The following is a 15907-nucleotide window of genomic DNA, read 5'->3' on the forward strand; positions in this document are numbered from 1 at the left end:
CAAGAAAACTTCAACCCAGCTCCACTACATTCCTTGTTTTCGGAACCTACTGTTTCATCCGCCTGTAGAAATATTTCAGGGTCGGTGACGGTCACAGGCCGCTCGGCACAAATTTAGGAAGCCAGACCTCTTCGAAACGGTATTGGAGGGGAATATGGAGTTTGAAAGGGAGGGCACATGTTACGTCGAATACGGTCGAACATGTCAGAAAAGGAACTTCTGTTAATTAGGTTTAAGCTTCTGCAGAACTCTCGTTATTGCAAGGTGATGCAAGTTTGTCTAGGCCTAGTTCTAGCTTTTGTTCTGTTGCACTCATTCTCAATGGGACAGGTGACCAGTGGAACAATCTCCGGAATTGTGAAGGATTCTTCCGGGGCTGTGATTCCGAAGGCAGCTGTTACTGCAACCAACAACGCTATTGGTTTAACCCGCAATGCAACTGCGACAGAGGAGGGGACATTCTTTCTGACGAACCTGCCGCCGGGCACCTATTCGGTCACAGTTGAATCCCAGGGGTTCAAAAAATTAGAGAAGTCAGGACTGATCCTGAGCGCTGCCGACCGGCTAAATGCCGGAGTTTTCGTCATGACTGTCGGGGGAGTCGATGCCTCAGTGGTTGTGACCGCTGATAACGGACAACTTCAGCTACAGAGCAATTCCGGGGAGCGCTCAGACCTGATTACGAGTAAGCAGCTGAACGACGTCGCACTGAATGGAAGAAATGTCCTCGACTATATGAAACTGGTTCCCGGCGTTTCTGGCCTCTATGATGGCCACGCCTCCAGTACAGGGGGCAATGATTCATTCAACATCAACGGTACCCGTGCAAATCAGCATGAATTTACGATCGATGGCGCGTCGAATGTCGATACGGGCAACAATGGTGGAACTCACATCACCATTAACCCGGATGCTATTGAAGAAGTGAAGGTTCTTACCTCAAACTACCAGGCTGAATACGGAAAGGCAGCTGGCGGACAGATTGCCATCACCACGAAATCGGGTACTAATGAATGGCATGGGAACGGCAGATTCTTCCATCGCCATGAAGGCCTGAATGCTAACGAGTACTTCAACAAACAGAACCAGCTAGCGAACAAGTCTCCGAACACTCCTCCACTCTATCGCTATAACTATTCAGGATATTCGATCGGTGGCCCCATCCTTAAGAATCGGCTCTTTGTCTTCTGGAACCAAGAGTTCTATGAACAGTACGTGCCTCTTGGTGGCGTAGTGCAGTTCTATACGCCGACAGCTCTCGAACGGCAAGGAGACTTTTCTCAGTCTGTCGACGGTAATGGCAACAAGGTTGTTATTGCCGGACCTGGCATTACGAACAACAAGATCAATTCGTCGCAGCTTCCTGCAGCGCAGCAGACAGTTTTTGCTAATATGCAGAAGCTTTTAAACTTGTATCCGCAAGCGAATGTTCCCGGTTTCGGGACCAATGGACTGAACTACAATTTCTCGGCTGCACCGTCCTCCTCCAATCCGCGTCGTGAAGACATTCTGCGGGTCGATTATCAGATCAATAATTCAAACCGTATCTACGGGCGTTGGGTTCACAATTCCGAAACCCAAAATGCTCCGGCGACTCCCTTCCCTGGACCGTTTGGAACCTATGCCTGCTCCACCCCCATGTATGTTGGTGGCTGCACTCAGAAGCACCCCGGATGGAACTTCTCTCTTAATCTTGTTAGCACAATAACCCCAACCATACTCAATGAAGTTTCCGTGGGCCCAAGCCACTCACTAAGCTTGGATGAAAGCTCTACTGGAAACTTTTCGCTCTCGAAGCTGGGTATCAAGATGCCCTTACTGTATCCGTCGGATACGGTTCCGGATCTCGATTTTGGTTCGAGTCTGGCAAACACGAACTTTTCCGGCTCGTACCTCGGCGCAACTCCATGGAAACAGGCAAACACCACTATTAATGCTAACGACAATCTGACTTGGTCCCGTGGCCCCCATATTTTCAAGGGTGGCGTTTTCTATCAAAGAAATCGAAAAGACCAGATCGCCTGGGGAAACATGAATGGCGAGTTGCACTTTGACATCGGTGCAACGGCAGGTGGTTCATGCAACGGCATTTCCAGCTGCGTTCTCGGCGATCCGATTGCCAGTGCGCTGCTTGGAAGTTTCAAGAGCTTCGATCAATCGACGGCTCGCCCAACTGGAAAATTCCGTTACAACCAAGTGGAGTTTTATGTACAAGATACTTGGAAGGCAACGCAGAAGCTGACTCTTGATTACGGAGTACGCTTTGCGTGGATTCCTCCGCAAATTGACGACAGCAATCAGCTTGCACTTTTCGATCCTGCGTCGTACGCCCCTGCTCAGGCGGTTTCGATCACGACAAGTGGCACTGTGGTTCCTAACAGTGGCAATACCTTGAATGGGATGCTGTTTTCGGCCACCGGTCAGCTACCGAAGGGAGGCTGGAGTAGCAGTGGAATTATGCCGGAGCCTCGTATCGGGTTCGCTTGGGACCCCTACAATAGCCACAAGACGATTGTGCGTGGTGGCGCAGGCATGATGCATGATCGCACGCAAGGCAATCTGCTCTTCAATACTGTATTCAATAACCCGGCCATAGTGCAGAAGGCATTGGTATCGGCTGGAAATATCTCCAGCTTAAGCTCCTCCCAATCTTCGTTTGGCGACGCAGTTTTGGGAGGTATCGTTGGCGCGGATCTGAACGGGAAAGTGCCAACAGTCTACAGCTATAGTGTTGGTATTCAGCAGGAGATTAGCTCTGGGACCACTCTTGATCTGGCTTATGTCGGGACCATATCCCGTCATCTGGTTACGTCTCGAGATATTAATGCTATTCCCTATGGATACGCATTTAGCGCTGAGGCGCAAGATCCTACGCTGTTTCCTGGCGGTGTCGTTCCAGCCGTCGAACCAAACCTGCCGGCGATCTACGCGAATGCCGGATATAAGTTCAGTGGCATTTATGCAAAAGGAAGAAATAGCTACACCAATGCGCCGCTGGTACCCTTTAAAGGCTACGATCAGATTTCATATCTGAAGTGGGATGGCACGTCGAACTATAGCTCTCTACAGGTTTCTCTGCAGCGCCGCTTTAGTAAGGGGTTGACCTTCGGAGCGGTCTATACTTGGTCGAAGTCGATGACTACATCGACCTCCGATCAGGATACACAGAATCCTGTCAATGCAAAGATCGACTATCGTGCGGCTTCGTGGGATCGCACCCACGTCTTTGCCGCCAACTATGTCTACGATCTTCCGAGTCCGGTCAAGAGTTTCGGTGGACCGCACTGGTTATCGTACATCACCGACAACTATCAATTGAGCGGTGTTACCAATGCGATGACCGGTACTCCTGTCGATATGGGCAATAACTTTTCCTTCGAATCGGGTGCACTGGATGGCTCGAATATGTGGGGAGCTATTCAGTATTACTACGCATTGGATCAGAATAAGAACCCTGTTCTTCCTTCTGTAGGGATGCCGATCCGTGGATCGCGCGATACCTTGCGTCAAGGTGGAATACAGAACTGGGATATGTCGTTGTTTAAGAAAATTCCAGTTTCCAAGAGCGAGCGGTATTTTGTCCAGCTTCGTCTAGAGGCGTTCAATGTCTTCAATCATCCCAACTTCAAAACCAAAAACTATCCCATCAGTGTGAATGGACCCTGGCAATGGCAACCTGGTACCCCATTGTCCGTTACCAAGGCTGTCAATTGGGGAACTAACGCGAGCACGTATAACACTGGTCCCGGCGGTTTCCGTGTTGTTCAGCTCGGAGCTAAGTTCAACTTCTAGCTTTCCACAGAAGGGAGGGGTGGCTCAGGCCTTCCCCTCCCTTTCTAAGCACACCTTCAAAGAATTCGAAAACAGGAAATGCAGATGTTGAAAGTGAAGTTTGGTTTCTTAACCTTAGGGCCAGTTCTGTGTTTTGCAGCCTTATCTGTTGCACAGAATGTCTCAATAGTTCGCACCTTGCCCGATCTGAGTGAGACGCTCAAGCAGCAGCCTGCACAGAAGTTCGTTCGTGGAAACTCGAATGGTTTGACAATTCAGGTGGATGAGACGAAGAAGTATCAGGAAATTGAAGGCTTTGGCGCGTCGTTTACAGAAAGTTCCGCCTGGTTGTTGGAAACCAAGCTAACCCCACAAAAACGAAAGGAGGTCCTGCGCGATCTGCTTGATCCGGAGAAGGGAATCGGCCTCAATTTTTTACGGCAGCCTTTAGGTGCTTCTGATTTTGCGCGCTCACATTATAGCTATGACGATATGCCAACAGGGCAAAGAGATCCCGAATTAAAGCATTTCTCAACAGAGCATGATGCTGAAACGATTATCCCTCTTCTGAAAGAAGCTGTAGCGATTCGCCCCGGCGTCAAGATCATGGTAACGCCGTGGAGCCCTCCTGGATGGATGAAGACAAAACAATCCATGATTGGTGGACAGTTATTAGATCCCGAGCAGAAAAACTTTGCTGGATACTTAGTCAAATCACTTCAAGCCTATCAGGCAGCGGGTATTCCTGTTCATTATCTCTCGATTCAAAATGAGCCGCTGTATGAAACCAGAGATTATCCCGGCATGCTTATGCCCGCCAGTCAACAGCTTGCAGTAATTCGGGATCATCTCGGCCCAGCGTTAGCAAAGTCAGGATTGAAGACAAAGATTCTTGTCTACGATCATAACTGGGACCATCCGGAATATCCGATGGAGATTCTCTCCGATCCTAAGGCATCTTCCTACGTCGCCGGAACGGCCTTTCATTGCTATGGTGGTGATGCCGCAGCCCAATCAACCGTACAAGAACGCTTCCCTAATTTTGGCATTTGGGAGACAGAGTGCTCAGGAGGAAGCTGGCAGGAAGAGAACTTTTTACAAGTAACAGCGCAGCTGGTAATTCGTTCGACACGAAACTGGGCTCGCTCGGTCGTTCTATGGAACATGGCGCTTGATCAGAAGAATGGTCCGAATGCCGGAGGCTGTAGCACCTGCCGTGGCGTGCTAACCATCGATTACTCGACAAATCCAACCAAGGTTACGCCTACGGCTGATTACTACGCACTGGCACATGCGAGTAAGTTTGCATCTCCCGGTGCCCACCGGATCGACTCGACGGATTTAGGACGGAACAATTTGGAGAACGTCGCCTTTCAAAATGAAAACGGAGATATCTCTTTGCTTGTCCTCAATAATGCCGTTACTGCTTCTACGTTCTATGTACGCTGGCACGAACGCGTATTTCCTTACACTCTGCCTTCAAAAGCGCTAGTGACCTTTCACTGGAGTGCAGTTACCGCAAAGCGCTGAGATGTCGACTCGTAACCGCGTGTGAGATAAGTTCCATGAAAAGAATTTTTGGAAGTGTTCCATTTTTATTTATGCAAACTTTACTTTGCTGCTTTCTTCCTTCAACCTGTTCATCACAGGTCCCTTCAGATGTGGAAGCTCGCGTTGATCGCCTGGTAAAGGAGATGACTCTGCAGGAAAAGCTCGCCTATATTGGCGGTATCGATGCGTTCTATATTCGTGATATTCCTCGTCTCGGCATTCCTCGTTTGAAGATGTCAGATGGTCCTCTCGGTGTCAGGACCTATGGTCCAGCGCCTGCCTATCCAGCCGGAATCGCGATGGCCTCTACCTGGAATGTCGAATTACAAAGGGCCGTTGGCACTTCGATGGGAAAGGATGCCCGCGCTCGTGGAGTCCATTTTTTGCTTGCTCCTGCAATGAATATTTATAGGGCGCCGATGTGTGGCAGAAATTTCGAGTACTTTGGCGAAGATCCTTATCTGGCCTCGCGAATGGCAGTCGCCAGTATTCAGGGCATTCAGAGCCAGGGAGTTATTGCAACGGCCAAACACTTCATGGGAAACAATCAGGAGTGGGACCGGCATCACGTCAGCTCCGATATTGACGAGCGCACTATGAGGGAGATTTATCTTCCTGCTTTCGAAGCATCAGTGAAGGAAGCACATGTTGGAGCCATCATGGATTCCTACAATCTGGTGAACGGGGTCCACATGACGCAGAATGGTAAGCTCAATGGCGATTTGTTGAAGAAGGAGTGGGGTTTCCCGGGCATTGTGATGTCCGATTGGGATGCAACCTACGACGGTGTTGCTGCGGCGAATGGTGCAATGGATCTGGAGATGCCTTCCGGCAAGTTCATGAGCCCGGCTACGCTCTCCGCTGCGCTGAATGATGGACGTGTCTCCCCTGCGGTTATAGATGATAAGGTGCGCCGTATTCTCCGAACGGCGATCCAGTTTGGGTTCTTGGATCGGGAGCAGAAGGATGCGACGATTCCGGTCGATAATCCGGAGGCGTCCAAAGTTTCTTTACAGGCGGCGCAAGAGAGCATGGTCCTGCTCAAGAACTCCGGTCTTCTTCCCATCGATAAATCGAAAGTTCGTACCATCGCCGTCTTGGGGCCAAATGCTGATTCCGCAGTCGTGGGTGGTGGCGGGAGTTCAATTGTGCAGCCGTTTCACTCTGTTAGTGTGTTGGACGGAATCCGTCAACTGACAAAAGGATCCGTTTCTATTACGTATAGTCCTGGTATGCTGCAGCCAGTCAAAAGCTTTCGGACTACAGAGTTTACTACCGAAGAAGCAGGTGGGCAAAAGGGACTCAGAGCGGAGTTCTTTAATAATACGGAATTGAAAGGCAATCCCTCTCTGACCCGTGTAGATGAGCACTTGGCCTTCGATTGGGGAGAGGGAAGCTATGCAGAAGGACAGCCGGTCAATAACTTCTCTGCCCGATGGTCGGGATACTTTACACCAAGATCCAACAGCACTTTTACTTTCCATATCTCCGGCGACGATGGATTCAGAGTTTTTGTCGATGACAAGCTCTTTGTTGAGCAATGGCAATATCAGGGTGAGGCAATCATTGACAAAAAGCTGGAGTTGCAGGCGGGGCATCACTACAAGATACGGGTGGAATATTTCGAAGGCACAGGACAGGCAAAGATCGGATTCGGCATTACGGCGATTTCGGATACGGAGCTAAAGGAATCCGTAGCATTGGCCAGGAAGGCAGATGTTGTAATTCTGTGTTTGGGCTTTGATTCTTCAAAAGAAGGGGAGGGATCAGATCGTCCTTTCAATCTTCCTGAAGAACAGATTCGCCTCTTCCAGTCGACGGTGGAAGTTAACCCAAACGTTGTTGTTGTCATTCATGCCGGCGGTAACGTGAATATGGTTCCGTGGCTCGATTCAGCGAAGGCACTACTCTATGCCTGGTATCCAGGACAGGAGGGTGGGACTGCCGTTTCACAGATCTTGTTCGGAGAGGTGAATCCTTCAGGGAAACTGCCCATATCCATGGAACGCAAACTGGAAGATGGAGCCGCATTCCACAGTTACTACGACAAGGATGGAGATAAGCATGTTCCCTATACGGAGGGATTATTTGTCGGATACCGGCATTTCGATCGCTTCACGGGAAAACCACTCTTCCCCTTTGGCTATGGACTTTCGTATACCAGCTTCCAATACAGCGATCTTGCCATTCTGCCTCTAGAGAAAGGCGATAAGAACATTGTAAAGGTATCTTTCCGGATTACAAATACCGGTAAGAGAGCCGGTGCGGAGATCGCGCAGATATACGTCTCCGACCTGCATTCCAAACTTCCTCATCCGGTAAAGGAGCTGAAGGGCTTTTCCAAGATAAACCTTCAACCGGGAGAAAGCTCTCCGGTGGAAGTATTCCTAGATCGCCGCGCCTTCTCGCATTGGGATTCCGATGCATCTGCCTGGACGATGGAGCCGGGAGCTTTCAGTATCCTTGTTGGAAGTTCTTCAATACAGATAAATCTGCAGGAGACCGTCAAGTTGAACTAGATGTTGTAGATGAGGCGTGCTCGTTTTTCTAGGGAGAACACGCCTTATTAACGGTAGCACGCAACTCAGTGTGCGTTATTGGTAGCATAATGTTTGCTGATTTCACGGCGATACGCCGAAAGTGTTCCTGGATGGGATTATGCCTTTCCCTCGGATCTAGGTTCTTGCCGCTGCAGCGTGTATCCATATCGTACGATCCGATAAGGCACATTTATCGAAGCGAGCGGTTTGGATGAGCGGAATGCATTGTTGAGTTGTATGCAAAATAGATAGAAGCGTTTTTACAAATTGGGATTATGCCTAAGCGCCTGAAGACGATTCTGTTTTGCCCCACAATGAGCAATATTTCAGTTCTCGCTATCCACCACAGTATTTCTGAGGGTACACTCTTTTCATCTATAGGTAGTTTCTTCCCTTATGCTGCAAAAGCGATTAGAGTCCGATTCTGGCATGTGTCTGTGGGATTTATTGACAGATGCGAAGTTTGCCCTGCGCAAAAGAAAGGCTCACGAATCTAATCGCGAGTCTGTAGCTATTCGCCGTTTATCCAGGATGCTTGCAGAGGATAGTGGCTTCGTATTGCAGGAACTGGTTCACACAGCTGTTGAATTCTGTGGGGCAGACAGTGCAGGAATTTCTCTTGAGGAACCTGAGACGAATTCCTTTCGCTGGGTGGCGGTTGCAGGAAGTTTCTCTCGTTATCTTGATGGAAAGACTCCTAGAAACTTCAGTCCTTGCGGCACGTGTCTGGATTCTGGGCGCGCACAACTCTATCGGGTGACACAGCCATACTATGATTTTCTCGGTATCCTGGCAGAGCCAATTCATGATGGCATACTAATCCCTTGGACGAATGAATTTGTGAGAGGCACTCTTTGGGCTGTCTCCCATGCTTCAGAAGAAGCCTTCGACTTTGACGACTATTCTCTTTTGAGAAGCCTTGCAGATCTTGCTTCCATAATTCTTCGGCATCAGCATCATCAATATTTAATGCGCGAAGGGGATAAAATCCGCGCCGCCGCAGAGATGGCGGATACTTTAGCGCACCACATCAATAATCCTCTGCAAAGTCTGACGAACACCATCTTTCTGGCCCGCAGCGATAAAGAGAATTGTGAAGTATATCTAGCTCAGGCTGAATCCGAGTTGAGAAGACTTGCGGATCAGGTTTCTTCAATATTGACTCAGAGTTTCAATCCCAAAATTTCTACGCAGAGGGAGGAATCGTCTCCGAAACGTCCTTTCCTCTGTAGAGAATAATGCCCATCGGGAAATTACTTCTTTTCTCAAACCAACCTTCCTTTTGAACAATGGAATTCCTGACATAGCTGCACTTAAGGACTTGACAGCTTCATTGCCCTTGTGCAGACTCGTATCGTATTCCGGTATAAGTGGCTAGTCCGAACAGAAGGATTACATCTTTCAGAGCATGCTGGACATGTTCATTCCCAGACTCTGGCGGGAAGTGAAGTATATCGAGAGCAGAGATTATGAAATTGATAAGCGTCTTCCATATGACATATGCACCGAGGCGCTGCGGAGCAAGCCTATTGTCGTAGTGATAGCTAGAGCTCCGAGAGCAGACGTGAACACAGGCGTTGAAGCCAACCTATAGGCGTCAACCGTTCTCGTTATCGGTCAGTATTGAAGGCCACCAGAGTGTCTTGCTGTGAAGTTGTCGGATTTTGTTGTGGAACCTGCTTCAGAAAGATGAGATCGATAGGGACTTCGTAACAGTGTTGCGGGTATGGGTGGATGACTATGGACGAAAAGACAGCGGCCGGGGCACAGGAGTCCAAAGGTTACAGGCAAGATCCAGCCGAGCCTGGTGGCATGGAGCAGATGAAACAAGAGGTTCGCTTTAGGCGATCCGGAACTGGCATCGAGGTGTTCTGGCAAGACCTGCGATTTGGTCTTCGTCAGCTTCGCAAAAGCCCCATTTTTTCCGTAGTAGCCATCCTCACACTTGGCATCGGTATTGGTGCCAATACTGCTATCTTTAGCTTCGTCAATTCTGTACTCCTTCGACCGTTACCCTATCCGCATCCGGACCGACTGACGGTAATCTGGTCGGCGCTGGGGAACTCCAATCGTGCTCCAGCTTCGATGTTCGAGCTCTACGAGCTGAGGCAACGAACTCGAGAGTTTGAGCAAATCGGTGGAATCTGGGTGACGAATCGCGCTCTGCCGGGAAGAGGCGATGCAGAACAGGGCAAGGCTGGTGTTGTCACGTCGAACTTTCTCCCGCTCTTCTGTACGAGGCCAGCTCTCGGCCGCTTTTTTGGGCCGGAAGACGATCTTGAGAATGCTCCGGCAGTACTCATGCTTTCTCATGAGCTTTGGGTGCGGAGATTCGGTAGTGATCCCAACATCATTGGCAAATCAGTTCCATCCGGTCGCGGGTCCTCCCTTGTAATTGGCGTGCTGCCTAAGGGCTTTAAGCTGATGCTTCCCGAGGATGCCAGTGTTCCTTTGACCGTTGATTATTTTGAGCCGATTTCAATTGGTCCGTGGGAGCCACATGGTCCAGCCTTTCTTCACCTTATTGGCAGGTTGAGAGACCCCAGGCGTTTCGCGGCGGCGCAAACGGAGCTCTCCTCTATCGCCAGTCAGATTAATGAGTTAGGCAGTCGGGTAAAAGTAGCAAATTACCGTTTATATGCCATTCCCCTGCAGGACGACGATGTTAGGGAAATTCGTCATATACTTTTGATTCTATTTGGTGCGGTAGCTTTCGTATTGCTTATCGGTTGCGCCAATATTGGAAACCTGCTCATGGTCCGCATGCGGCAGCGGCTTCAGGAGACTACGATACGGGCAGCATTGGGCGCGACGCATCGCCGGCTGCTCCGCCAGTCCGCTACAGAGACTTTGTTGTTAGTGTCTCTAGGAGGAGTTGCGGCTTTGCTGCTGGGATGGGCCGCATTAAAGATCATCGTCGCAGTCGAACCGCCTTCCTTCGCAAGTCTCGGTGACGTAGGGCTGGATTTGCGTGTTCTTGGATTTACATTCGCAATGGCTGTCCTTACAGGCGCAGTCTTTGGCCTTGCGCCGCTATCCACGATGCGTCGCCTCAATCTGGCCGCCGACCTGAAACGTGCAGGACGCTCAGCGACGAAAAGGCAGGGGACTCCTGCCGCACTTCTCGTTGCCGGAGAAGTTGCGCTCGCCTTTGTTCTGCTGATCGGTACTGGACTGCTTATTCATACTTTTACCAACATCCTGCAGGTGAACCCTGGGTTTCGAGCTGACGGTGTCTTTACCTTTCGCGTAAATATTCCTGACTACGAGACGCTCCGCGAAGTTGAGCGCACTTTGATTAGTCTTCCCGGCATACAATCCGTTTCTACGATTTCGCATCTTCCGCTCGACAATAGAGGGAATTGGTATGACTACTACTGGAAGGAAGGAACGCCTGTCGATCAACAAAACACGGTGATGGCTGACCTCCGATCAATCTCGCCCGGCTATTTCAACACCGTGGGCGCTCAGATTATTACAGGACGTGATTTCACTGATGCCGATGATGTAAACCATCAGCATGTTGCAGTAATCGACGACGTTCTTGCCCATAACTTGTGGCCGGGAGAAGACGCAATCGGTAAACGGCTCAATGTTTCCGACTCCCCTAAAGGGCCATATCAATTCGAGAGAGATTGGGTCGTTATTGTAGGCGTTGTGCGTCACATACAATGCCATACTTTGACCGCGATGGTGCGGCCTCAGATTTATTTGCCTTATCCTCTGGCGCCTCGTCCCGCGATGACGATTGTTATGCGCAGCACCGGTGCCACGTCCACCTTACCGACATCTGTACGCAGGCAGGTTGCTGCTCTCAATCGAAATGTTCCAATTACGCCCCTTGAACCGCTATCGGCAGTTGTTGAAAAGGCGCGGGCGGAAAGTCGCTTCGTATCTGTTCTAGCTGCACTTCTCTCCGTGGTTGCTTTGCAACTTGCACTGGGTGGAATATTTGGAGTTCTTTCGTATTCGGTCGTCGTGCGAACAGCGGAAATTGGCATTCGTATGGCTCTCGGTGCTAGGCGTGTTCAGATTATGTTTTTGATATTCCGGGAAGGATTTCTGTCTGTAATTACAGGTACCGTGGCGGGCGTAATTCTATCGATCTTCTCGATGCCGATTTTGGAACATCTGCTGTTCGAGATTAAACCCGGTAACTTACAGAACTACGGAATAATTATGCCTGCCATTCTTGCCTTGAGTGCAATCGCTATGACGATTCCTGCTTTACGGGCTACCAGGATAGAACCAGCAACCGCACTGGTGACTGATTAATTCCTCAAAAGTAAATTGCTGCCTGATACTGCCGGAACATATGCCCTCCTATCGTGACGGTGCAATAAATAGGGAATATCAAGATTATGGAGCCGCTGTTCTGCATCCAGAGGCTCCATTCAGTCCAGACTGCTTTCTTCTACCGTGTACATCTCTGTCCAGGATTCGCCTCTGTCTGTTTACCTGATCTGCATCGGTCAGATATATAACCATTCCCGCCAGCGATTGTCAGCTTTGAACGCGACGCAGAAACTGATCAATCTCATCTGCAATTTCTTCTACATGTGTTTCCAAAGCGAAATGACCGGTGTCTAGTAGTTTGACTATGGCATTAGGATTGTCTCGGCGATACGCTGCCGCTCCTGCGGGTAGAAAAAATGGATCGTTCTTGCCCCAGATGGCCAGTAATGGTGGCGCGGATTCTCGAAAATATTTTTGGAAAACAGGATAAAGAGCGACATTCGAAGCGTAGTTGAGAAAGATATCGAGTTGGATTTCCTTGATATTTACCCGCTCCAGCAAAGCAGCATCAAGCGTATAGGACTCGGGCGCAATTGCGGACGGATCTGCTACCCCTTGGACATACTGCCACTTGGTTCCCTCGAAAGTGAGCAGTTGCCGAATGGCATCGCGATTCTCCTGTGTAGGTTCCTTCCAGTACTTCTGAATCGGATTCCAGGCGTCGCTGAGCCCTTCTTCATATGCATTGCCGTTTTGCGAGATGATGGCGGTGACGCGTTCTGGATGTGCAACGGCGAGACGATAGCCGGTTGGTGCGCCGTAGTCGAATACATAGATTGCATATTTGCTTAATTTCAACTTCTCGACAAAGGCTTCAACGGTCTCTGCAAAGGAATCGAAGGTATAAGAATAGTTTCGATTTTCTGGCACCTCCGTAAACCCAAAGCTGGGAAGATCGGGAGCAATCACCCTATATCTCTGAGCCAGGATCGGCATCAGCTCTCGAAACATATGAGAGGAGGATGGATAGCCATGTAGGAGGAGGATGACTGGAGCGTCCTGCGCACCAGCTTCGCGGTAGAAAATTTTGAGACCATCGGCCTCCACTGTTTTGCGCTGGACACGCGCGTTCCGGTTTTCAGACGCTATGGAAAATGTGAAGTCTAGCATATCTGGCTCCTTTTGGTGTTGCGTTCGCTTTACTCCTGGTCAGAGTGAGGCAAACGCGTGGGCTGAAGTGATGAAACGTCAATCTTCTTCGGGATCTTTATGTAACCATGAAAAATGAAGTTTTATGGTTACATGGGTTGAGATTCATGTAACCTGTATATGGATTCAATAATAGTTACGGGAGAGTGGATCGTGGACCAGCAAGCGTCATTGAGTATTGATAGCGAAGACTCGCCTCTGGACTTTGTGGGAGATCACCCGGCGCTGAATTTCGTGAATACTCTTCGCATGCAAGGTACGGAATTGGTAGACATCTGGCAGACGGATGCAGATGTTACGGCTTGGATGATGAGGACAGGCCTACGGAAGAGGGAGCCATCTGGAACCTGGAAAGATGCTGAGCTTCTTCGTAAGGCTCGCCAATTGCGACAGATTGGGCGAAAGACTATTGAGACGAAAAAAGCCGGTAGATCTCTATCTCTGCGGGATTTGCAATCATTTCTTGATCATTCAGTGAGTCATTGTGCCTTAAGTAACTCCCGGAAAGGTAGCCTGAGCTACGAGAGGGTCTATCGTGACAAGACACCGGAAGAGTATTTAGCTCCTGCTGCTGAACAGATCGCAGAACTTCTTGTTTATGGGGATTTCGATTTGATCCGGCATTGTGAAGGTAAACACTGCGTGCTTTGGTTTTACGATCGAACCAAGGCTCACCGGCGACGCTGGTGTAGCTCTCAGTTCTGTGGCAATCGCGCCAAGGTTACAGCCTTTCGCGCGCGCAACCGTCATTCATAGCTTGCTACTGTGCTACGACCGGACTGGTCGATCATTAACATCTGGAACCGTGATCCATGCTATCGTGGCACTAATCAGCGACAGCCCGGCACAGATTAGCATTATCACTCGGAACCCGAATATAAATCCCCTTTGGGCCGAATCTATGACTTCTGCCTTTGTCGAAGGGGCGAGATATGCGGGCGGTTGTAGCGCAGCGAGTCTCGATTCCTGAGCGTGGATCTCCTGGAGGCTCTCTGCAGATAGCGACAGAGGCTCCAGTGTCTGTTCCAGCCGAAAACGAAAGGCGCATATCATTGCAATGCCAAGGACTGCGATTCCGAAAACACCAGCAACACGCGCAACTGCATTATTGATACCCGATGCTGTACCTACACGATCCTGTGTGACTGAGTTCATCACATTGGTCGTAAGAGGTGCCACTGTAATCGCCATGCCGAATCCCAAGATAATCAAAGCCGGGAAGAATGTCTTCCAGTAATTCGCTCCAACCGTAGGGATGGCAAACAGAATGAAACCTAAAACAGCAACGAGTGGACCAAGAATTAATGGCTTTTGGGGTCCAAGACTTACAATAAGTCCACCTGACCATCGCGAAAGGAGAGACATAACGAGGATCAGCGGGAGGATAGCTGCACCAGCGGCAGTTGCTGAATATTGCTGGACCTGTATGAGGTTCATTGGAAGTAAGAAGAAGAAAATACCGAGAGCCGCATAGAGAAATAAGGTCAGCAGATTGGTTCCGGTAAAGGTCCGGTTTTTAAAGAGCTCAAATGGGATTATCGGGAACGGTGTGCGGTTTTCTAGCGCTACGAATCCTATCAGAAACGTACACGCAGCAAGGACACTGCCGAAGACCAAAGGGTTTCTCCATCCAAGGCTGGTCGATTCAATGAAACCGAAGACCATGCTACCTAATCCCAAAGTTGCCAAGATGGTTCCCGCCCAATCCAGTCGAGATTTGGCCACACTATGGCTTTCCGGGATTCGCCAAATCGAGATAGCTATTATCGCTACTGCAAGAGGGAGGTTGATGAAAAATACCCAGCGCCAGGAGGCATGTTCAACCAGCCATCCGCCCAGCACAGGACCAACAGCAGTAGTGATCGCGGTAAATCCGGACCACGTGCCAATGGCCTGTCCCCGGCTCTTTTGGTCAAAAGAGGAGCTGATGATTGCGAGACTGCCAGGTACCAAGAGCGCAGCACCCATGCCCTGGATACTTCTGGCAAAGATCAAGATTTGAATATTCGCTGCAACTCCGCAAGCGATAGAGGCGACAGCGAACAAAACTGTACCTGCCTGGAAGACCATGCGTTGTCCCAACAAGTCACCAAGAGAACCACCGGCTAAGATCAACGCTCCTAGAAACAGCCCATACGATTCCACCACCCATTGCACCTCGATCAACGTGGCATGAAAACCCTTCTGCAAGGCTGGCAGAGCGACATTGATTGCAGTGCTGTCGATAAACGCCATGCTGGAAGCAAGAATGGTTGCAGCAAGGATCCAGGGTTTAGCTTCATTCTTACACTGCACCTCGGCTGCCGGTGATAGGCTTATGGTGTCACAGGGAGTTCTCATCTAAATTGCTTTATCTGCTGGATTTATGCACCAAGAACACTACAAGCTTGTTGACTCAGTTTGGCTGCGTTTTGGTGAACAGCATGAATACCGTCGGGCCTTCGGTAGGAAGTTTGGCAAGGCATCAGATTTAATTCCTTCCCACACCTTTACCTGCATCATGATCGAACCTTCCATTTGCTACCTATCACTACGATCTTCATGGATTTGCCCACATCATTCTTTGATTGATGTTTTCACCTGTGCCGGTTGTACCTCTC

The 15907-nt window shown here is 49.7% G+C and carries 8 protein-coding genes; 6 read left to right on the plus strand and 2 right to left on the minus strand.

Annotation, left to right across the window (positions count from 1 at the left end; all coding sequences use genetic code 11):
• Positions 1-177: 177 nt before the first annotated feature.
• The 5 genes from AC6I7T_RS32470 (at position 178) to AC6I7T_RS32490 (ending at position 12137) form a co-directional block, all read left to right on the plus strand.
• Positions 178-3792 (plus strand): carboxypeptidase-like regulatory domain-containing protein, encoded by a 3615-nt coding sequence (locus tag AC6I7T_RS32470; protein WP_497794821.1) that lies wholly within the window; start codon positions 178-180, stop codon positions 3790-3792.
• An 84-nt stretch (positions 3793-3876) separates the two neighbouring features.
• Entirely contained in the window at positions 3877-5301 is a 1425-nt protein-coding gene (locus tag AC6I7T_RS32475) for a glycoside hydrolase family 30 protein (protein ID WP_497794823.1), read from the plus strand.
• A 131-nt stretch (positions 5302-5432) separates the two neighbouring features.
• On the plus strand, positions 5433-7841 hold the full coding sequence (locus AC6I7T_RS32480) for a beta-glucosidase (protein ID WP_497794824.1): 2409 nt from the start codon (positions 5433-5435) through the stop codon (positions 7839-7841).
• 450 nt (positions 7842-8291) lie between these two features.
• Positions 8292-9101: a GAF domain-containing protein gene (locus AC6I7T_RS32485; protein ID WP_497794825.1), complete on the plus strand. Its 810-nt coding sequence runs from the start codon at positions 8292-8294 to the stop codon at positions 9099-9101.
• 501 nt (positions 9102-9602) lie between these two features.
• A complete protein-coding gene (locus AC6I7T_RS32490) occupies positions 9603-12137 on the plus strand; it encodes an ABC transporter permease (protein ID WP_497794826.1) in 2535 nt (844 codons plus the stop codon).
• 228 nt (positions 12138-12365) lie between these two features.
• On the opposite strand, the gene AC6I7T_RS32495 is transcribed toward AC6I7T_RS32490, so the two are convergent.
• A complete protein-coding gene (locus AC6I7T_RS32495) occupies positions 12366-13268 on the minus strand; it encodes an alpha/beta fold hydrolase (protein ID WP_497794828.1) in 903 nt (300 codons plus the stop codon).
• 192 nt (positions 13269-13460) lie between these two features.
• On the opposite strand from AC6I7T_RS32495, the gene AC6I7T_RS32500 reads away from it, so the two are divergent.
• Positions 13461-14063 (plus strand): CGNR zinc finger domain-containing protein, encoded by a 603-nt coding sequence (locus tag AC6I7T_RS32500; RefSeq protein ID WP_497794830.1) that lies wholly within the window; start codon positions 13461-13463, stop codon positions 14061-14063.
• A gap of 12 nt (positions 14064-14075) precedes the next feature.
• Here the strand turns inward: AC6I7T_RS32500 and AC6I7T_RS32505 are convergent, their stop codons facing one another.
• Positions 14076-15647: an MFS transporter gene (locus AC6I7T_RS32505; protein WP_497794831.1), complete on the minus strand. Its 1572-nt coding sequence runs from the start codon at positions 15645-15647 to the stop codon at positions 14076-14078.
• Positions 15648-15907 lie beyond the last annotated feature (260 nt).

This window comes from Humiphilus diazotrophicus (assembly GCF_059726315.1).